Source organism: Pseudonocardia sp. GCM10023141 (assembly GCF_042653605.1).
This window is the reverse complement of sequence record NZ_JBHSIR010000024.1, coordinates 116,241-136,339: the sequence shown is the minus strand read 5'-3', so window position 1 is coordinate 136,339 and position 20,099 is coordinate 116,241. Positions and strand designations below refer to the sequence as shown.

16 protein-coding genes are annotated in these 20,099 nt (G+C 71.8%); 7 read left to right on the top strand and 9 right to left on the bottom strand.

Annotation, left to right across the window (positions count from 1 at the left end):
* Positions 1–290 precede the first annotated feature (290 nt).
* Together ACFPFQ_RS13375 and ACFPFQ_RS13370 are read left to right on the top strand one after the other, a co-directional pair.
* Entirely contained in the window at positions 291–1,265 is a 975-nt protein-coding gene (locus tag ACFPFQ_RS13375; protein ID WP_379618415.1) for a transposase, read from the top strand.
* Positions 1,266–1,332: 67 nt separating this feature from the next.
* A complete protein-coding gene (locus ACFPFQ_RS13370; RefSeq protein ID WP_379618413.1) occupies positions 1,333–2,913 on the top strand; it encodes an HNH endonuclease signature motif containing protein in 1,581 nt (526 codons plus the stop codon).
* Positions 2,914–2,924: 11 nt separating this feature from the next.
* Here the strand turns inward: ACFPFQ_RS13370 and ACFPFQ_RS13365 are convergent, their stop codons facing one another.
* The 5 genes from ACFPFQ_RS13365 to ACFPFQ_RS13345 are packed head-to-tail and all read right to left on the bottom strand — an operon-like array spanning position 2,925 to position 9,319.
* Positions 2,925–4,379, bottom strand: a complete 1,455-nt coding sequence (locus ACFPFQ_RS13365) for an aldehyde dehydrogenase (NADP(+)) (RefSeq protein ID WP_379618411.1) — start codon at positions 4,377–4,379, stop codon at positions 2,925–2,927.
* Complete coding sequence (locus tag ACFPFQ_RS13360) at positions 4,376–5,536, bottom strand: hypothetical protein (RefSeq protein WP_379618409.1); 1,161 nt, start codon at positions 5,534–5,536, stop codon at positions 4,376–4,378. The genes ACFPFQ_RS13365 and ACFPFQ_RS13360 overlap by 4 nt, the downstream gene beginning before the upstream one ends.
* A complete protein-coding gene (locus ACFPFQ_RS13355; RefSeq protein WP_379618407.1) occupies positions 5,533–6,804 on the bottom strand; it encodes a glucarate dehydratase family protein in 1,272 nt (423 codons plus the stop codon). Before ACFPFQ_RS13355 ends, ACFPFQ_RS13360 begins: the two co-directional genes overlap by 4 nt.
* Positions 6,804–7,745: a 5-dehydro-4-deoxyglucarate dehydratase gene (locus ACFPFQ_RS13350; protein WP_379618405.1), complete on the bottom strand. Its 942-nt coding sequence runs from the start codon at positions 7,743–7,745 to the stop codon at positions 6,804–6,806. The genes ACFPFQ_RS13355 and ACFPFQ_RS13350 overlap by 1 nt, the downstream gene beginning before the upstream one ends.
* A 38-nt stretch (positions 7,746–7,783) precedes the next feature.
* Entirely contained in the window at positions 7,784–9,319 is a 1,536-nt protein-coding gene (locus ACFPFQ_RS13345; RefSeq protein WP_379618403.1) for a sodium:solute symporter family protein, read from the bottom strand.
* A 134-nt stretch (positions 9,320–9,453) separates the two neighbouring features.
* Between ACFPFQ_RS13345 and ACFPFQ_RS13340 the strand changes: the two genes are divergently transcribed.
* Entirely contained in the window at positions 9,454–10,266 is an 813-nt protein-coding gene (locus tag ACFPFQ_RS13340; protein WP_379618401.1) for an IclR family transcriptional regulator, read from the top strand.
* Positions 10,267–10,300: 34 nt separating this feature from the next.
* Complete coding sequence (locus ACFPFQ_RS13335) at positions 10,301–11,125, top strand: NAD-dependent epimerase/dehydratase family protein (RefSeq protein WP_379618399.1); 825 nt, start codon at positions 10,301–10,303, stop codon at positions 11,123–11,125.
* A 37-nt stretch (positions 11,126–11,162) separates the two neighbouring features.
* Here ACFPFQ_RS13335 and ACFPFQ_RS13330 read toward each other — a convergent pair whose 3' ends face one another.
* The 3 genes from ACFPFQ_RS13330 to ACFPFQ_RS13320 form a co-directional block, all read right to left on the bottom strand.
* Complete coding sequence (locus ACFPFQ_RS13330; RefSeq protein WP_379618397.1) at positions 11,163–11,381, bottom strand: RGCVC family protein; 219 nt, start codon at positions 11,379–11,381, stop codon at positions 11,163–11,165.
* Between the two features lie 140 nt (positions 11,382–11,521).
* Positions 11,522–12,301: a TIGR03084 family metal-binding protein gene (locus ACFPFQ_RS13325; protein ID WP_379618395.1), complete on the bottom strand. Its 780-nt coding sequence runs from the start codon at positions 12,299–12,301 to the stop codon at positions 11,522–11,524.
* 77 nt (positions 12,302–12,378) lie between these two features.
* Positions 12,379–14,811 (bottom strand): GcvT family protein, encoded by a 2,433-nt coding sequence (locus ACFPFQ_RS13320; RefSeq protein WP_379618393.1) that lies wholly within the window; start codon positions 14,809–14,811, stop codon positions 12,379–12,381.
* 92 nt (positions 14,812–14,903) lie between these two features.
* Between ACFPFQ_RS13320 and ACFPFQ_RS13315 the strand changes: the two genes are divergently transcribed.
* The 3 genes from ACFPFQ_RS13315 to ACFPFQ_RS13305 all read left to right on the top strand — a co-directional run bounded on the left by ACFPFQ_RS13315 (position 14,904) and on the right by ACFPFQ_RS13305 (position 17,946).
* Positions 14,904–15,650 carry an IclR family transcriptional regulator gene (locus ACFPFQ_RS13315; protein ID WP_379618391.1) on the top strand — a complete coding sequence of 249 codons (747 nt, stop codon included), beginning with the start codon at positions 14,904–14,906 and terminating at the stop codon, positions 15,648–15,650.
* Positions 15,651–15,726: 76 nt separating this feature from the next.
* Positions 15,727–16,905, top strand: coding sequence for a cytochrome P450 (locus ACFPFQ_RS13310; protein WP_379618389.1), 1,179 nt, complete (start codon positions 15,727–15,729; stop codon positions 16,903–16,905).
* Positions 16,906–16,986: 81 nt separating this feature from the next.
* Complete coding sequence (locus tag ACFPFQ_RS13305) at positions 16,987–17,946, top strand: SGNH/GDSL hydrolase family protein (RefSeq protein ID WP_379618387.1); 960 nt, start codon at positions 16,987–16,989, stop codon at positions 17,944–17,946.
* A gap of 593 nt (positions 17,947–18,539) precedes the next feature.
* On the opposite strand, the gene ACFPFQ_RS13300 is transcribed toward ACFPFQ_RS13305, so the two are convergent.
* On the bottom strand, positions 18,540–20,063 hold the full coding sequence (locus ACFPFQ_RS13300; protein WP_379618385.1) for a flavin-containing monooxygenase: 1,524 nt from the start codon (positions 20,061–20,063) through the stop codon (positions 18,540–18,542).
* Positions 20,064–20,099: the final 36 nt, after the last annotated feature.

Sequence of the window (20,099 nt, the reverse complement as noted above, 5' to 3'; positions counted from 1 at the left end):
TCTCGGACTACGGAACATTTCCAGTAAGCGGGGCGGTGAATCCGGAACCGGGACGTGGGGCTGGAAAATGGCCTTGAATACCTTGGTCGTCCTCTTCCCTGGTCGACTTCCCCTGTGATAGGTTAACTAAATTAGTCATCCGTGGCTTACACGGAAATCGTGACAGGCCCACCGGGCCGGTCAGCGCTTGACCCGACGCCTGACCATCGGGACGTCGCGGACGACGCTGTTACGTCTGGTCCGCGCCCTGCCCCTGGCAGAACCTGGCACGGTGACCGTGCTCGGCGTTGATGACTTCGCGTTCCCGTCGAGGCCATACCTACGGAACGATCTTGGTCGACATGGACACCCACCGGCCCGTCGAAGTGTTGCCCGACCGGCTGGGCGACACCTTCGCCGACTGGTTGCGCGCCCACCCCGGCGCCGAGGTGATCTGTCGTGACCGTGCCAGCGGATATGCCGAGGGGACTCACGTCGGTGCGCCGGACGCGATCCAGGTCGCGGACCGGTTTCACCTGCTCGCCAACCTCACCGACGCGGTCAAACAGGTGGTGCGCGCGCATCAGAAGTGCCTGCAGGATCGGCCCGCTTCTGCAGCCGTCGCCCAGCCCGATCCGACCCAGTCCGCCGCTGTCACAACCGCGCCGGACGGCGAATCCCAGGATGTTGTCGTGGGACGCCGCGCCGAGCTGACCCGACTGCGCTGGGCCGAGGTCCGCGCCTTGTCGGACAAGGGGATCGGGACCACCGCGATCAGCAGGGCACTGAACCTCGACACCAAGACCGTGCGGCGCTACGCCCGCGCCGCCACCGCCGAGGAACTGCTCACCACCATGCCCCGCCGCGGCAGCGACCTCGACGCCCACACCGCCCACCTGGCCACACGCTGGCAAGAGGGCTGCACCAACGCCGTGCGGCTCGCCCAGGAGCTGCGCGAGCGGGCCCTCACCCGGATCATCGAGCGCTGCCCGATCCTGCGCGTCCTCGACCAGCTGGTCGGCGATTTCGGCGGGATGCTGCGCCACCTCCACGGCCAGCACCTCGATACCTGGATCGCGCAAGCCCAAGCCAGCGAGATCCCGCAGCTCCACGGGCTCGCCACCGGCCTGCTCAAGGACTACGACGCCGTGCGCAACGGGCTGACCCTTCCCTGGAGCAGCGGCGCAGTCGAAGGCGCCGTCGGGAAGCTCAAGGCCGTCAAACGAGCGATGTATGGCCGAGCGAACTTCGACCTCCTCCGACGCCGCGTCCTACTCCCCACCTGACCCGGCCACCCGGATTCACGGACTTTGCGCCAGAGCCAGATTGGCCTGTCCGCTGTCACTTTCATGCATGCCGGTCGGGTCGCGTTGGGTTGAGTCCCCCGGCTTTGCCGCCGGTCAGGTGCCGTCGATCGCGTGCCCCGGCTTTACCGCCGCCTCGCCGGCGGGGCAGATCCCCGAGAGGGTCGCGCCCTCCCGTCGACCTCCCAGAAGGCTCGGGCTTCGCCGCCAGGTCGACGGGAGGGCACTCAGTCCCCGGTGTGCGCTACGCGCGCACGGCCGATACGACCCGCACAACGGCTCCGAGCTGCAGAAATACCACTCGAAACACTACCTGTCGAACAGATGTTCGAGTATGATGTGGGGTATGTCCAGCACGGTTGCCGATGCGCATCGCCTCCTTCGTGAGGCGACCGCTGCGCTGCGATCCGTGGCTGAGAACGGCAGTGATGACGAGCGGCTTGCCGCCTTGCGGGTCAGCGAAGGGGCCGGCCGCCAGCTGACCGTATTGACGGTCGACACCGTGGCCGAGCTGCAGCGGCGGGGTGCTTTCGTCGAGCGTGGCTACAAGTCGGTCAACCGGGCCCTGGTGGATCAGCTCGGGTTCGAGTGGGCTGAGGCGCGACGCCATTCGGTGGCCGTCGAGCAGATCTGCCCGCGCGTCGCGCTCGATGGCGCCACGCTGCCGGCGTTGTTGCCGGCCACCGCAGCGGCGTTCCACGCCGGAGATGTGACGCTGCGCCACGTCGAGGTCATCGCCAAGGTGCTGTCGAGTTCTGCCGCATCGCGGATCAGTCCTGACGACCTCGCCGTCGTCGAAGCCGAACTCGCAAGCACTGCCGCCGAGACCACGCCGGACCGGTTGTTCCGCCACGGCACCGACCTGATCAACCTGCTGGACCAGGACGGCCCCGAACCCGACGACCGCGATCCCGAGCCCGTTGATGACCTGCAGATCCGCCCCAACAAGGACGGGTCCGGCGGCACCATCTCGGGGCGCTTCGACAGCGCCCTGAAGTTCGCCACCATCGCCGCACTCCTCGACGCCAAATCCAAGCCCCTCGACAGAGAAGACCTCCGCACGATCGGGCAACGCCAGGCCGACGCGCTGGCTGATGTCTGCGGGTTTGTGCTCGACCACGGCGACGTCCCCCACCGCGGCGGGCACCGACCGCATGTCAACGTCACCATTTCCTTGCAGGACCTGGAGAACCGCGCCCGGGCCGCGATGCTCGAATTCGGCGGCGCCCTCACCGCCAAGGAGCTCCGCTTGCTGGCCTGCGACTCCGGGATCATCCCCACCGTCCTGAGCGGCAGCTCCCAGCTGCTCGACATCGGCCGCACCACCCGCACCATCCCCGACGCCATCCGCAAAGCCCTGATCATCCGCGACCAAGGATGCGCCTGGCCGGGCTGCGACCGACCACCGTCCTGGTGCGACGGCCACCACATTCGCTACTGGGAACACGGCGGCCCGACCAGCCTCGACAACTGCGTACTCCTGTGCAAAGCCCACCACCGCCTGCAACACGACAGCGAGTGGATCATCCAGATCCGCGACGGCCTGCCCGAGTTCATCCCACCCGCGTGGATCGACCCCGAGCAGGTGCCGCGCCGCAACCCCGCCACCCACCTGCGACGCGCCGCATGAGCGCGCCGCTGCTACCGGACGCCGTCGACGCGGCGCGGCAGCTCCCAGGGGTTGGCCTCCTGCAACGGCTCCGGCAGCAGTGCGTCGGGGAAGCCCTGCCACGCCACCGGGCGCAGGAACCGCTCGATGGCCGCGGTGCCCACCGAGGTGGTGGTGGGCGCCGTCGTGGCCGGGTAGGGGCCGCCGTGCTGCTGGGCCCAGCTCACCGTGACGCCGGTGGGCCAGTCGTTCCACAGCAGCCGCCCGGCGATCCTGGTGAGCGCCGGGAGCAGCCCGCGCACCAGCTCGGCCTCGTCCTCCTCGCCCTGCACGGTGGCGGTGAGGCCGGGCTCCAGCCCGTCGAGGACGTCGAGCAGCTCGGCCTGGTCGGTGTAGGTGACCACCAGCGACGCCGGGCCGAAGCACTCGTCGCGGACAGCGGCGTCGCTCTGCGCGAACGCCTTGGCCGTCGTGGCGAGGAGGCTCGGGGTGAAGACCGGCCCGTCGAGGTGACCGGCCACGAGCGTCTCGACGCCGGGAGCGCCGCCGAGCTCCCCGAGGCGCCGCGTGAAGCCGTCGGCGATGCGCTCGTTGAGCATCGGCTGGGCGGCGATGCCGCTCACGGCGGCGCGCAGGTGCTCCTGCAGCCCGTGGCCCTCCGGAAGGAACAGCAGGCCCGGCTTGGTGCAGAACTGGCCGGCACCCAGGCTGAACGAGCCCGCGTAGGCCTTCGCGACGGCCTCGCCACGGGCCGCGACGGCGCCCGGGGTGACAACCACCGGGTTGACGCTGCCGAGCTCGCCGTAGAACGGGATCGGAACCGGCCGGGACACCGCGATGTCGAACAGCGCCCGCCCGCCCGCGACCGAGCCGGTGAACGCGCCGGCCGCGATCCGCGGATCCTTCAGCGCCGCGACACCGGCCTCCACACCGTGGATGACGTCGAACAGGCCGGCGGGTGCGCCCGCGGCGGCGAGCGCCTCACGCACGATCGCGCCGGTGCGCGTGGAGAGCTCCTCGTGGCCGGGGTGCGCCTTGAGCAGTACCGGGTTGCCCGCCGCCAGCGCCGACGCCGTGTCGCCACCGGCCACGCTGAACGCGAACGGGAAGTTGCTCGCGGCGAACACCAGCGTCGGCCCGATCGGCACCAGCACGCGGCGGATGTCGGGGCGCGCGCCCATCGGCCAGCCCGGGTCGGCGTGGTCGACCGTGGCGCCGAGGAACGCGCCGTCGCGCAGCACCTCACCGAACAGCCGCAGCTGGAACGTGGTGCGCGCCAGCTCGCCCTTCAGGCGGGGTGCCGCCGGGAGGTGGGTCTCCGATGCGGCCAGCGGCACCAGCTCGGCGGCGGCCGCATCGAGCGCGTCCGCGACGGCCACGAGCCAGCCGGCGCGCACCTCCGGGGTGCTCGCGGCGGCCGGAGCGGCCGCGGCCGCCGCTGCGGCGAGTGCGACCTCGAGTGCGGTGGCGGTGGTGTCGGTGCTCATGTCTCCCAGTCTCCATGGTGGGCGGCAGCGGTCGCCGCCTGCAGGTCCGGCCAGCGGGCCGGCCCTGCCAGGCCCAGGTGATACAGGTGCAGCTCGTCGGCGCCAGCCTTCGCGAGCTCCGTGACGTAGTCGCCGATGTCGGGCACCGCGGCGGCCGCCACCGCCGTGACGTAGCTCGCCACGGCCACCCGCTCGGGCAGCTGCGCCCGCGCGGCCGCGACGGTGTCGGCGCTGCCCGGCCCCGGCACCCAGTTGAACAGCACGACGGCGTCGACGTCGTCGGCCGCGGTCGGGGTGAGCCCGGGGAACGCCCCGGTGGCCCACGGGTCGAGCCCCACGTGCAGCACCACCCGCGTGCCCGCGTCGATCCGGTCCAGCACCGCGGCGCGCAGCGCGTCGACACCCTCGTGACGGGTGCGCAGCAGCGTCGCCGCCAGTGCGGGCGCCAGCGCGTCGGCCGTGATCGTCAGGTCACCCGTGTCCACCAGCCTGCGCACCTCCGCAGCGAGGGTGGCGCGCACCGTCGCGGGATCGAGCCCGGCCTCGATCCAGCCCGCCGCGCACGCGACGCAGCAGCAGATCGACAGCAGCCGGGCCACCGCGGGCGCCCACACGCCGTCGGTCTTCTCGTGCTGGTGCAGGTGCACGGCACCGAGCGGGCCGCACGCCTCCAGGATCACCGACGAGAACCCCAGGCCCTGCAAGCACTCGGCGGCGACGGTGGCCGCGTACTCGCGCACGGCCTGCTGCGACGGGCACAGTGCCCACGGGTAGGTCTCACCGAAGCAGTTGCGCACGGCGAGCTCCGGGAACTCCGCACCCACCCGCGAGCTGTGGGTGAGCACGATCCAGGCGGCGGCCGGGATCCCCGCCGCCCCCAGCGCGCGCACGGCGTCGCCTGCGCTGTCGCGCGAAGCCACCCACTCCGGCTCTGCGGGTCGCGGCGCGCCCGGTGCCCAGGCCTGCTCGCGCACCGGGCGGTAGAGCGCCGCGTGCTCGACGAGCATCGCGGACCCCTCGGCCGACCACGGCGTGGCGGCGCGGGCGCTGTGATAGGCGACCGCGACGGCCACCTCGTCCACGCCCAGCGCGCGGGCGCGCTCGACGAACCCGGGCACCGTGACGTCCCACGGGTAGGCGTAGCCGACGACCTTCACCAGCGCGCCGTGTTCGGCGTGAAGTCGGGGACGTAGCGGCGCATGTAGGTGGCGTCGTCGCGCTTGCTCAGCCCCGCCCGCACGTAGTACTCGTGGGCCCGCGCCAACGCGTCCGGGTCGATCTCGATGCCCAGTCCCGGCTTGTCGGGCACCGCCACCGCCCCGTCGACGAACTCCAGCGCGCCCGCCACGATGACGTCACTGGTCTTCCACGGCCAGTGGGTGTCGCACGCGTAGGTCAGGTGCGGGGTGGCGGCGGCGACGTGCACCATCGCGGCCAGCGAGATGCCGAGGTGGCTGTTGGAGTGCATCGACAGCCCGACGTCGAACGTCTCGCAGGTGACCGACAGCGCCTGGGTGTCGCGCAGCCCACCCCAGAAGTGGTGATCCGACAGCACGACGCCCACCGCGCCCGCCCGGAACGCGGGTGCCACGTCCCCGAACCGGATCACGCACATGTTGGTGGCCAGCGGCATGCTCGCCTGCGCGGCGACCTGCGCCATGCCCTCGATGCCGCCCGTCGGGTCCTCGAGGTACTCGAGCACGCCGTCGAGCTCCCGAGCCACGCGGATGCCGGTCTCCGGGGTCCACGCCGCGTTCGGGTCCAGGCGCAGCGGGTGGTCGGGGTAGGCCGCGGCCAGCGCGCGGATGGCGTCGATCTCCTGCTGGGGCGGGAACACCCCGCCCTTGAGCTTGATCGATCCGAAGCCGTACTCGTCGATCATGCGCTTGGCCGCGCCGACGAGCGCGTCGGGCGTGAGCAGCTCACCCCACGAGTCGGGCTCGCCCGCCACGCCGTTCTCGTCGACGTGCGCGCCGTACTTGTAGAACAGGTACGCCGAGAAGTCGACGGCGTCGCGGGCCCTGCCGCCGAGCAGGTCGACGACCGGCCGGTCCAGGTAGTGGCCCTGCGCGTCGAGCGAGGCCACCTCGAACAGCGAGTAGACCGTGGCGATCGTCTTGTCCAGCGACGACCCGCCGGTCAGGCCGTGCGCATCGGCGAAGACGGCACCGCCGATCGCGGTGGCCACCAGCGTGCGCAGCCCGTGCAGGTCGAAGACGTCGCGGCCGGCCACCTCGGGCAGCACCTTGCGGATCTGCTCCAGCAGCGCGACATCGCCGTAGGTCTCCCCCAGCCCGACCACGCCGTCCTCGCAGCGCAGTTGCAGCACGCTGCGCAGGGCGTACGGCTCGTGCACGCCCATCACGTTGAGCAGGGGCCCGTCGGCGAAGGCGACGGGCGTCAGGATCGCGTCGAGGATCTTCATCAGGCGACCTCGACCGTCTTCAGCACGGCCAGGCCGGCCTCGATGATCTTCCCGAGCCGGTCGACCTGCTCGGGGGTCGGCTCCACCAGCGGTGGTCGGACGCCGCCGACCTTGTCACCCCGCAGCCGGGCCGCGGCCTTCACCAGCGACACCGCGAAGCCCGGGGACTCGTCGCGCAGCGCCACGAGCGGGAGGTAGAACCCCGCGAGCAGGGTGTCCATCACGGCGGTGTCGTTCTCGGCCAACGCCCTGTGGAACCGCATCGCGATGTCCGGGGCGAAGCAGTGCACCGCCGACGAGTAGCGCGAGACCCCGATCGCCGCGTACGCCTTCGCCGACATCTCGGCCGTCGGCATGCCGTTGAAGAACAGGAACTCCCGCGCCCGCTCCGTGTCGACCGCCCGGATCGCGGTGACGATGCGCGTCATCAACTCGAGGTCACCGAAGCCGTCCTTGAGGCCGACGACCGACGGGATGTCCAGCAGCGCCGGGGCCGACGCCGCGGTGAACACGCCCGTTCCGCGGTGGTAGACGATCACCGGGATCGTCGAGGAGCCGATGGCGTAGCGCACGTGGTCGACCAGCCCGGCCGCCGGACCCGTCACCAGGTAGGGCGGCAGGAGCAGCACCCCGTCGGCGCCACCCTCCTGCGCAGCGGCGATCCCGGCCCGGGCCGTGGCCGCACCGCCACCGGCACCCACCCACACCGGGACCCGACCGTCGACGACCTCGCGGGCCCGCCCGAGCAGCGCCGCGATCTCGGACGAGGCCAGCGCGCTGAACTCGCCCGTGCCGCAGGCGATGAACAGCGCCCCGGCGCCGGCGCGCACGTGGCTCTCGACGTTCTCCGCGAACGCGTCGAGGTTGGGCTCCAGGTCGTCGGTGAACGGGGTGAGGGGGAAGGCCAGCAGCCCGTCCAGCGCGACCGTGTGCTCCTGCATCGTCAATCAGCTCTTTCGTCGTCGTTGCGGTGGCGCCCCTATGCGGGAACCGCCGATCCCTTCCGGTCCGGGTGGAGCGGCTCTCCACCATCGGTGTCGTCGTCGTTCGAGTCGGCGCGGTCGATCACGTCGATGATGTCGTCGGTGCTCTGCCTGCGCTCGGGGGCCAGCCAGCCGAGTCCGGTGTAGACGCCCAGCGACACCAGGATCGGGGTCGCGATGATCACCGTCTGGCTCGACGGGATCACGTAGTAGACCAGCGCGTAGGCCAGCAGCCCGGCCCCCCAGGACGCGAGCGCGGCCCGCGAGCCGCAGCGGCGGAACCACGGCAGCATGCCGAGCAGCAGCGGGATGGAGATCGGTCCCATCAGCGCGGCCACCCACGAGACCACGATCGTCAGCACGCCCCCGAGCGCCTGTGCCTGGGTGGCCACGACCATGGTCAGCACCACGAAGATCACCGTGGTGATCCGGGCGGCCTTGAGGCCCTGCACGTCGGTCCACCGCTTCGTCCTGGCCACGAGCACCGGGATCATGTCGCGGGTGATCACCGCGGAGATCGCGTTGGCGTCCGAGGACACCATCGCCATCGTGTGCGAGAAGATGCCCGCCAGCACCAGCCCGATCAGGCCGGGAGGCAGGAACGTCGTGGTCATCACGGCGTAGGCCGTGTTGGGGTCCTGCAGCCCGGGCACCAGCAGCGGGGCGGCGAACATCGGGAACATCAGCACCAGCGGCCACAGCAGGTACAGCGCCGACGACAGCCGCGCGCCGCGGCGCGCCTCGTGGGCGTTGGGCGCTGCCATGTAGCGCTGCGCCAGGTTCCACATGCCGCCGTTGTACTCGAGCGTCTTCACCAGCACGTAGACCAGCAGCAGCACGGTGGTGAACTTCGGCGTGGTCGGGTTGACGTGCGACGGCGGCAGCTGCGCCCACATCGTCCACAGCCCCGAGACGCCGCCGAGCCGGTCGAGGATCACCCAGATCATGACGATCGCCGCGAGGCCCTGGATGACGAACTGGCCGAAGTCGGTGAGCGCGTCGGCCCACAGCCCGCCGACGGTGCAATAGATCAGCGTGACCGAGCCGGTGATGATGATGCCCCACACGTAGGGCACGCCCGCGAACGCGTTGAGCAGGGTCGCCACGGCGTACCACTTCGCAGCGATGTCGAAGATCTTCAAGAGGCTGCCGCTCCAGGCGAGCGCCTGCTGCGTCGGCACGTTGTAGCGCTTCGCGAGGTACTCCAGCGGCGACGCGACGCCGAGCTGGGAACGCAGCCGGTTCCAGCGGGCGGCGAAGAGCCAGCTGCCGATGCCGACGCCGATCCCGATGCTCGCGAATCCCCAGAAGTAGACGGTGATGCCGTCGGTGTAGGCGACACCGGCGTACGCGACGAAGAGCACCGCGCTGTAGCCGGACATGTGGTGCGAGATGCCGGCCAGCCACCAGGGCATCTTGCCGCCCGCGGTGAAGAAGTCCTTCACGTCGTGGACGCGGCGATGCGACCACCAGCCGATCCCCACCATCAGCGCGAAGTAGAGCGACACCATCGCCCAGTCGAGTGCGTGCACCGAGGACCCCCCTCGTTGTTCACATATGTGAACGGAGTCTGCTATCGTGATGACGTTCACCCATGAGAACGCCGTTCGGGAAGTTAATATGGCGGCAGTCACACGTCAACAGGCCGAATGGTGGAGAAGCCGCAGTGCGCCAGAAACCGGACATGCCGCTGTCGGAAGTACCGCTGGGCGGCGCCGAATCGGCCGGGGTCAAGTCCGCCCGGCGAGCGATCGAGCTGATCGAGACGTTCGCGGGCGGCGACGTCTGGCTCACGCTCTCGGACCTGCACACCCGCACCGGCCTGCCGCGCTCCAGCCTGCACGGGCTGCTGCGCACGCTCCTGGAGGCCGGCTGGCTGGAGGCCGATCCCGGCACGGCCTCCTACCGACTCGGCGTGCGCGCGCTCATCTGCGGCACGGCCTACCTCGACCGCGACCCCGTGGTGCCCTACGCGGCCGAGGCGCTCGAGCTGATCCGCGACCGCACCGGGTTCACCGCGCACTTCGCCCGCCGCAACGGCACCGAGGTCGTCTACCTGGAGACCCGCGAGTCGCGCCGCTCCACCCACCTGGTCTCCCGGGTAGGACGAACGCTGCCCACCCACGCCACCGCGCTGGGCAAGGCGCTGCTGGCCGAGCTGACCCAGGACGAGATCGACTCCCTGCTGCCCGCGACGCTGCCGTCGCTGACGCCCGCCACCCTCACCAGCCGCGATGCGCTGCACGCCGCGTGCGCGCTCGCCAGGGACCGCGGCTACGGCTCCGAGATCGAGGAGGGCACGCCGGGCGTGCGCTGCGTCGCCGCCGTCATCCCGTACCGCATCCCCGCCACCGATGCGATCAGCTGTTCGATGCCGGTTGGTCAGGTGTCCGACGCCGAGGCGCAAGATGTGGGTGAGCTACTCGCCCAGACCACAGCCGAGCTCGGCCGGCGGTTGCGCCGCGCCGGCATCCGCTGAACAACCGTCGAGCCGACCACCAGAACGGAAGTCCATGGCAGACCAGCGCGTCCTGATCACCGGCTCGGCCGGCATCGTCGGCACCTTCATGCGGCCGCGACTGCGGCGCGCAGACCGCGTGCTGCGCCTGCTCGACCTGGCCCCGCAGCCCGCTGCCGCCGACGGTGAGAACGTCGAGCTGATCACCGCGTCCGTCACCGACGCCGACGCGATGGCCCGGGCCTGCGAGGGCGTCGACGCGCTGATCCACCTGGGCGGCCACAGCCGGGAGAACACCTGGGAGGCCACCCTGGACGTCAACATCAACGGCACCCACACCGTGTTGGAGGCCGCCCGCGCCGCCGGCGTGCCGCGCGTGGTGCTCGCCTCCAGCAACCACGCCGTGGGATTCCGGCGGATCGACGAGGCAGGCGAGGCCGGGCTGCCCGCCGACAGCACCGCCCGGCCCGACACGTTCTACGGGGTCAGCAAGGCCGCCATCGAGGCGCTCGGCAGCCTGTACCACTCGCGGTTCGGCATGGACGTCATCGTGGTGCGGATCGGGAGCTGCTTCGAGTCACCGCTGCTGCTGGGCCCCCGCGGACTCATCACCTGGCTCTCCCCCGACGACGGCGCGCGGCTGTTCGAGGCGTGCCTGAGCTGCCCCTCCCCCGGTTACCGGATCATCTGGGGCGTCTCGGACAACACGCGCCGGGTCTACTCGCTCGCCGAGGCCGAGGAGCTGGGCTACAAGTCCCTCGACAACGCCGAGACCTACGCCGCGGAGCTGGCCGGGCGCCCCGAGCTCACCGGCATCGCGGCCGACCACGTCGGCGGCCAGTTCTGCACCGCACCGCTGGGCACGTTCAACCCGATGTAGCGCACCGGCGGGCACCTCGGGAGGGCAGATCGAGGCGTCAGGCCTGCGTAGCGGTGGCGGCCGGGGCCGGATCGGCCGTGGACGTGCCCGGCGCGCAGACGCAGCCGCGCTCGAGCGCGCCCGCCGTCGTCGCGGAGCAGTACCGCAGGCCGATCCGATCGTGGGCGGCCCGCAGGTGCGGGCAGGACGCGCAGGTGAGCGCGGCCATGTCGATGGCGGGCACGGGGATGGCCGGGGGTGCATCAAGGGCGGACATGGTACTCGGACTCCTGTCTCTGCAAGCGATCGACGACGCTCCGCGAGACCCGAGACCTCCCTCGATACGCCTGATGGCGCCGGGGTCCGGGCGATGCCACGTCGCGAGCAGCCGCGACCACCCCGAACACTACCTGCTCGTCAGGCGAACTCGCCCTGCCGCCGCCCGGTGCCCGGCGGACCGGCGAAGGCCTGCGCGATCTGCATCCACGCCTCGGCGTGTGCACCGGTGACCTGGAGCGCGGTGTCGCCGAGGTGGCGGCGCTGCGTGACGACCAGGCAGAAGTCCAGAGCCGGGCCGGTGACGCGGTCGTCGGCCTCGGCGGGGCCCCACGCCCAGATGTCCCCGCCCGGGCCGGTCAGCTCGACGCGGATCGGCTCCGCGGGCGCCTCCCGGCCGTGGATCATGAAGCTGAACGGGCGCGCGCCGATGCCGATGTGCGCCACGTGGCGCAGCCGGTCGGTGGGCTCACGGGTGGCACCGAGCGCGTCGGCGACGTCCTGGCCGTGCGCCCACGTCTCCATGATCCGCGCGGTGAGCGACGACGCCGCGCTCATCGGCGGGCCGAACCACGGCACGCGCAGCGCCGGGTCGAGCGCGGCGAACGTCTCGATCAGCCGGGCGCGGGTGGAGTCGAACCAGGCGAGCAGCTCGGCACCGCTGCGGTCGCGGAAGCGCTCGGCGACGCCGTCGGCAGCGCCTTCGCGCTCCGCCAGCGCCCGGAACGCCTCCGGGTCGAGAGCCGACTGCACGGCGGCGTCGTCGAAGAACGCGAGGTGGGAGACCTGGTCCCCGATCGTCCAGCCGGGCGCGGGGGTGGCCAGGCGCCACTGCTGCTCGTCCAGCGGTGCGAGCAGCTCCCGCAGCGCGGCCGTCTCCGCCGCGAGATCGGTGCACAGCGCGTCCATCGAGACCGGCATCGGACTCCTCCCGTTGCTCCCGCGCACCCTAACTCCCTGTCACATCCGGGGTGCGAGGCCCGGGGTGGCGCCCGTCGTCAGCCCCGCAGCCGCGTCATCTTCGGGTCGAAGAGCGGCTCCTGCGCCACGGTGGCGGTGATCCGGCGGTCGAACCAGCCGATCTCCACCTGCTGGCCGGGCTCGGCCAGCTCCGCGGGGAGCCAGGCGTACGCGATGCCCGTGCCGATCGTGTAGCCGTAGGCCGCGCTCGTGACGTACCCGACGGCGTCGCCGGTGGGCCCGTAGACCGGCTCCTTGCCCAGCACGGTCTCGTCCAGCGTCAGGCAGGCGAGCCTGCGCGACACCCGGTCGCGGCGCGCCAGCACCGCGGCGCGCCCGACGAACGACGGCTTGGCGTCCTTGACCGCGAACCCGACTCCCGCCTCCCACGGGTCGTGCTCGAAGGTCATGTCGGCGCCGAAGGAGCGGTAGCCCTTCTCCAGGCGCAGGCTGGAGAACGCCCCGCGGCCCGCGGCGATGATCCCGTGCTCCTGGCCGGCCTCCCACAGCGTGTCCCAGAGCTTGCGGCCCAGATCGGCCGTCGTGTACAGCTCCCAGCCCAGCTCGCCGACGTACGACAGCCGCAGCGCCGTGACCGGCACCGTGCCGACGTGGATCTGCGCGCCCCGGAAGTAGCGGAACCCGACGCCTTCCGGCACCAGCGGCGCGATCAGGTCGCGGGCCTTCGGCCCCCACAGCCCGATGCAGCAGGTGCCTGCCGTGACATCGCGGACGGAGACGTCGGCGGGTGCGTGGCGGACGAGCCAGTCGGTGTCGATCGGGCCGTTGGCGCCCACCTGGAACTCCGTCGGCGACAGGCGCGCGACGGTGACGTCGCTGCGGATGCCGCCGTCCTCGTCGAGCAGCAGGCAGTAGGTGACGCTGCCGACGGACTTGTCGACGTCGCCGGTGGTCATCTCCTGCAGGAACGCCGCCGCGCCGCGCCCGGACACCGAGATCCGCTGCAGCGTGGTCATGTCGTACATCGCGACGCGCTCGCGCGTCACCTGCGCCTCGGCGGCGACGATCGGCGACCACCACTTCGCGGCCCAGTCGTCGGGCGTCGGGATCTCCCGGCCCTCGACCAGCCCGGCGTTGGCCTCGTACCACTGCGGCCGCTCCCAGCCCGCCGCCTCCAGGAACACCGCGCCGAGCGCCTGCTGCCGCTCGTAGAAGGGCGACGTGCGCAGCGGCCGCGGCTCGAGCATCGGCTCCAGCGGGTGCAGGATGTCGTAGATCTCCACGTAGTTCTGGCTGTTCTTGGCCACCAGGAACGCGGGCGACTCCTGGTGCGGCCAGAACCGGTTGACGTCGCAGTCGTGCAGGTCGAACGTGGTGCACCGGCCGTCGACGAGCCACTCGGCCAGCGCGCGGGCCACCCCACAGGAGTGCGTGACCCAGACGGCCTCGGCCACCCAGAAGCCCGCGACGTCACGGGACTCGCCGATCAGCGGGTTGCCGTCGGTGGTGAACGAGAACAGCCCGTTGATGGCGTCCTCGATCTTCGTGTCGCGCAGCGTCGGGATCAGTGCCTGCGCGTCGGCCCAGCCGGGCGCGAAGTCCTCCTCGGTGAACTCCAGCACCGACGGCATCACCGGCGCCTCGTCCACGGACAGGATGTCGCGGGCGTCCATCGGCAGCGGGCGGTGGCCGTAGTAGCCGATGCCCAGCCCGTCGAAGCGCTCGCGGAAGTACAGGTCGGCGTCCTGGTGGCGCAGGATCGGGTGGGTGGCCTCCTGCGTGGCGCCGGCCAGCGCGGGGGTCGACCCGGTCCACGCCAGCTGGTGGGCCAGCGGCGTCAACGGCAACGTCATGCCGACCATCGCGGCCACCTTCGGGCCCCAGATGCCCGCGCAGCAGACCACGATGTCGGCGGGGATCTCCCCCCGGTCGGTGACGACCGCGGTGACCCGCCCGTCCGCCACCAGCACGTCGGTGACCTCGTGGCGGTCGCGGATCGTGACGCCGCGGTCGGCGGCCCGGCGCAGCTGCGCGTCGACCGCCCGGATCGACTTGGCGATCCCGTCGGTCTCGACGTGCAGGCCGCCGAGCACGACGTCGGGGTCGAGCAGCGGGTGCAGCTCGAGGCACCCGGCCGGGCCGACGACCCGCGCCGGGACACCCCACGCGGTGAGCCAGCCGTGGCGGCGGTGCAGCTCCGCGAGCCGCTCCGGCGACGTCGCGACCTCGAGGCCGCCGACGGGCAGGAAGCACGGCTCACCGTCGACGTCGAGCGAGCCGAGCTTCTCGACGGTGTAGCGGGCCATCTCCGTCATCGTCTTGGACGCGTTGGCCTGGAACACCAGCCCTGGCGCGTGCGACGACGAGCCGCCCGGCGTCGGGACCGGGCCCTGGTCGACGACGGTGATGTCGCTCCAGCCGCGGGCGGAGAGCTCGTCGGCGAGTGCCGCGCCCACCACCCCGGCTCCGATGATGACGACGCGGGACGAGGGCTGTGCTACCTGGGTCATGATCTCCCCTTGACGGGTGGCCGACGCCGCAGGACTCTATCCGCAAGCCGTGGAACTGTGGTTCCATAATATGGAACCTTTGGAAGGATCTCATGGTCAACCCCGTGGGCAGCCAGTCCGTCGACCGCGCGAGCGCGCTGCTCGCGCTCGTCGTCGCCGCCGATGCGCCCCGCACGTTCACCTCGCTCGTCGACGAGCTGGGGCTGGCCAAGTCCACGACGTCACGGCTGCTGCAGGCGCTGGAACGCAGCCGGCTCGTGCAGCGCGACGCGGCGGGCGCCTTCCGGCCAGGCGCCCTGTTCGCGCTCTACGCCGCGCGGCCCAGCGCCCTGCACGACCTCGCCGAGCTGGCCCGGCCCACGTGCGAGCGCCTCGGCGAGCAGAGCGGTGAGACCGTCAACCTCGCCGTGCCGCGCGGCACCGACCTCGTGCACATCTCCCAGGTCGACAGCCGCCACGTGCTGGGCGCGATCAACTGGGTGGGCGTCGAGGTGCCGGCGCACTGCTCGGCGCTGGGCAAGGTGTTCTACGCGTCCGGCGTGCTCCCGCTGCCCGCAGGCGAGCTGCAGCGGCGCACCGACCGCTCGCTCACCGAGCGCCCGGCGCTCGAACGCGCGCTCGGTGACGTCCGCCGCCGTGGCTGGGCCGTCTCGCTCGACGAGCTGGAGGTCGGGCTCACCTCGGTGGCGGCCCCGGTCCGGGCCACCGGCGGCACGGTGATCGCCGCGATCTCGATCTCCGGTCCGACCTCCCGCATCGCCGAGCGCGGCGTCGGCGCGCTGGGCGAGCTGCTGATCAGCGAGATCCGCGGGTTGTCGGCGCAGCTGGGAAGTAGCTGAGAACGCAGAACGCCCAACCGGGGCAATCCGCCCGCGCCCCGCCACGGACGTTACCGAGAGCTGGTAGTCCGGAGGCATGACGCAGGTACAGCAGCTGCCCATCCACATGCAGCGCAACGGCTTCGACCCCGCCCCCGAGCTCGGCATGCTGCGGGAGCGCCCGGGCATCGCCGGGGTGAAGACCCCGCTGGGGCTCTCGGCCTGGCTGGTCACCCGCTACGCCGACGTCCGCGAGGTGCTCGCCGACGCCGCCACGTTCGCGAGCGGGATCCGGCCGGCCGGGCTCCCGGGACTGGCGCCCGGCGGCAACGAGGGCTCGCTGCTGGCCTCCGACCCGCCCGAGCACACCCGGCTGCGCAAGCTGCTCAGCTCCGAGTTCACCGTGCGGCAGGTGCGCAGGCTGGAGCCGCGGATCACCGCGATCGTCGACGAGCACCTCGACGCGATGGAGCAGGCCGGTCCGCCCGCCGACCTCGTGGCCTCGTTCGCGTTGCCGGTGCCGTCGCTGGTGATCTGCGAGCTGCTCGGGGTGCCCTACGCCGACCGCGCGGCGTTCCAGAGCCGCGCCGGGCGCCAGCTCGACATCTCCCTCGGCATCGAGGAGCGCATGAAGGCGGGCGCCGAGTCGCGCGCGTACATGACCGAGCTGGTGGCCAGGACCCGGCTCGAGCCGGGCGAGGACCTGCTCGGCATGCTCGTGCGCGAGCACGGCCACGACCTGACCACCGGCGAGCTCGTCGGGATCGCCGGGCTGCTGCTCATCGCCGGGCACGAGACCACCGCCAACACCCTCGGCCTCGGCACGCTGGCCCTGCTGCGCAATCCCGAGCAGCTGGCACTGATGCGCGACCGGCCCGACCTCACCGAGACCGCCGTCGACGAGGTGCTGCGCTACCTGTCGGTGGTGCACAGCGGCATGCCGCGCGTGGCCACCGTCGACACGGAGATCGCCGGGCAGCCGATCGCGGCCGGCGACATCGTGGTCGTCTCGCTGCCGGCGGCCAACCGCGACACCGCGCTCGGTGACCACCTCGAAGAGCTCGACCTCACCCGCGCCGTCACGCGGCACGTCGCGTTCGGGCACGGCGTGCACCACTGCATCGGCGCCCCGTTGGCCCGCACCGAGCTGCGGATCGCGTTCCCCGCGCTGCTGCGCCGGTTCCCCGGCCTGGCGCTGCACGACCCGAACGCGGAGATCGACTTCCGCTCCTACAACGTCGTCTACGGGGTGCGCTCGCTGCCCGTCACCTGGTAGGTGGGCGAACCTGGCGCGGGAGCGGCCGGCGGCGTGCGAAGCTGCGGGTGATCATCTGCCCGCTCCCCCGACAGGACGTCCATGCGCCGCCGTGCCGTGCTCCCGCTCTTCGCTGCCGTCCTCACCGCGTTGATCACCGTCGCGCCGTCCGCGGCAGCGGCACCCGCCTCTCCGTACCGCGAGTACGTCGCGCTGGGTGACTCGTGGTCGGCCGACGTGGTGCTGCTGGGCCCGCCCACGGCGAAATACGCCCCGCTGGACTGCTTCCAGGCCACGTACAACTACCCGAAGCAGGTGGCCGCGGCGCTCGGCGTCCCGAAGTTCGCCGACGCCACCTGCGGCTCGGCCACCACCGACGACTTCGCCGCACCGCAGGGCGGGCTGCCGCTCGGCGGCACCAACCCCCCGCAGTTCGCGCGCCTGACCCGCACCACCGACCTCGTCACCGTCGGGATCGGCGGCAACGACACCGGGTTCACCGGCTACATACTGGGCTGCCTCAACCTGCTCCCCTCGATCTCGCTGCTGCCCGGGCTCGGCCTGCCCGCACCACTCGGCGGCTCCTGCAAGCAGGCACTGACCGCGGGTGGGGTCGACAAGATCTCCGCGGGCATCGCGGCGGCCGAGCCGAAGGTGCTCGCGGCCATGCGCACCCTGCACACGCTGGTGGCGCCGGACGCGCGCGTGCTCATGGTCAACTACCTCGACGCGGTGCCGGAGCAGGGCTGCTGGCCCTACGTCCCCGTCCTGAACGAGGACATGCCCTACCTGCACGAGAAGTTCGGCGAGCTCAACGCCATGGTCGCGCGCGTCGCCGCCGCGAGCGGCTCCGAACTCGTTGACGTCTTCACGCCGTCGGCCGGGCACGACGTGTGCCAGAGCCCGTTCACGCGCTACGTCGAGGCCGTCGTTCCGGTGTCGCTCAACGGGCCGGCGCTGGCCGTGCCGCTGCACCCGAACTCGGCCGGGGCGGCGTCCCAGACCCGGACCGTGCTGGATGCGATCCGGTCCGGGACGGCTGCCGGCTCCCCCGCCGCCTGACTCTGTTTACGGGGCAGATCTCCGAGGGGGTCGTGCGCTCGCGGGGTCGAGGTCCACGTCGGGCTGCCGAGCTTGATGGGGCGTGATGAGTGGCCCGGGGAGATCGCCGGGGTCGGGCCGGTCTCCGCCGAGGTCGCTCGTGCTGCGGTGGCGCGGCAGTATCGGGGTGGGTCGTGGGAGATCGCGATCGTCGACGACAACGGGCACCTGCTCCACGGTGGGTACTTGCGTTCACGGCCGAAGGCCGGTGGTGGCCGGGCGCGCGGTGGGGTCGTGCAGATCCACCCGCCTGCCACCGCCACCACCCCGACAAAGATCGCGGCTGGACACTCACCCAGCCGACACCGGGACGGTTCGTCTGGACCAGCCCGCTCGGCAGGACCTACACCACCCGCGGCGAACCCCTCCGCCACGACCTTCCCGAACCACAACCCGCCGAACACGAGGAGTCCGCCGTCGCCCGCCACGTGGATCTACGGATCCTCTGGCAACCACCAGCGCCGCCACAGCGGCCACCGCCGACTCGGGCGAAGCAGGACACCGGCACCGAGCCGCCGCCCTTCTGAACCGCGCGGCCCGACGACGGAGAAATCTCAGCCGACGGCGGCCGGGAGGCTCTCGACGACGGCGTCGACGGCGCGGGTCTCGTATGCGGCCAGGGTGAACCGGCGGGTGCGGCGCCGCAGGTCGATCGTGCTCCACGGGTAGATGGCGCTGTTGCGGCCGTTGGCGTCGAGGTAGTAGCTCGAGCAGCCGCCCGCGTTCCAGACGGTGCCGGCCAGCGCGGCCTGCACCTCCGAGTTGTAACTGGACTGCACGCCCTTGCGCACGTCGATGCTGGCGATGCCGTCGCGGTCCATCGCCTTCAACGCGCCGACGATGTAGCGCAGCTGCGCCTCCACCAGCACGATCGCCGAGGAGTGGCCGTTGCCGAGGTTGGGCCCGATCGTGATGAAGGCGTTCGGGAAGCCGGATACCGTGGTGCCGAGGTAGGCCTGTGGGCTGCCCTGCCACACCTCGGCCAGCGTGCGCCCGTCGCGGCCACGGACCATCGACGCGATCGGCGGGTCGGTCACGTGGAACCCGGTGCCGAAGATGATCGTGTCGACCTCGTGCTCCACGCCGTCGGCGTCGATGACAGAGCGCTCGCGCACCTCGCGCACACCGCGGGGCACCACGTCGACGTGCGGGCGGGTGAGCGCGCGGTAGTAGGTGTTGGACAGCAGGATCCGCTTGCACCCCAGCGTGAACTCCGGGGTGAGCGCGGCGCGCAGCTGCGGATCGCGCACCTGTAGGCGCAAGTTCGCCAGCCCGATCCTCTGGATCTGCGCCATGACCCGCGGATGGCGCTGGCCCAGCTGCAGCAGCTCGAGGCCGTGGTAGAGCGCCGAACGGAACGCGCGCTGCGCGGCCGGGACCCGCCGGAACAGCCCGCTCTCGATCGCGGGGACGGGGTGGTCGGGCTTCGGCAGCACCCACGGCGCGGTGCGCTGGAACAGCGTGAGCGAGGCGACCCTGTCGACGATCTCGGGCACGAACTGGATCGCCGACGCGCCCGTGCCGACCACCGCGACGCGCCTGCCGGTGAGATCGTGGTCGTGGTTCCACTCCGCGGAGTGGAAGGTGGTGCCGGCGAACGTGTCGAGCCCGGGCAGGTCCGGGATCTTCGGCTCGTGCAACGGTCCGGCCGCCGCGATCACGGCCTGTGCCTCGACGATGCCGGTGCTGGTCTCCACCGTCCAGGTCTGGGTGGTCTCGCTCCATGTCGCACCGCGCACCACCGTCTCGAACCGCACCCGCTCCGTGACGCCGTAGCGCTCGGCGACATCGCGCAGGTACGCGAGGATCTCGGGCTGGCGGGCGAAGGCCCGGCTCCAGTTCGGGTTGGGCGCGAACGAGTACGAGTAGAGCGACGAGAACACGTCGCAGCCACAGCCGGGGTAGGTGTTCTCCCGCCAGGTGCCGCCCACCTCGGCGGCCTTCTCCAACACGACGTAGTCGTGGATGCCCGCGTTCGTCAGCGCGATCGCGGCCCCGACACCGGAGAACCCGGCCCCGATGACCGCGACCCGCACGCTGGTGACCCGTGGTGACCCCACCTCATCGACCTTGCTCACCACGGGCCCCCCGCCGTATGTACGGTCGCGTACGTA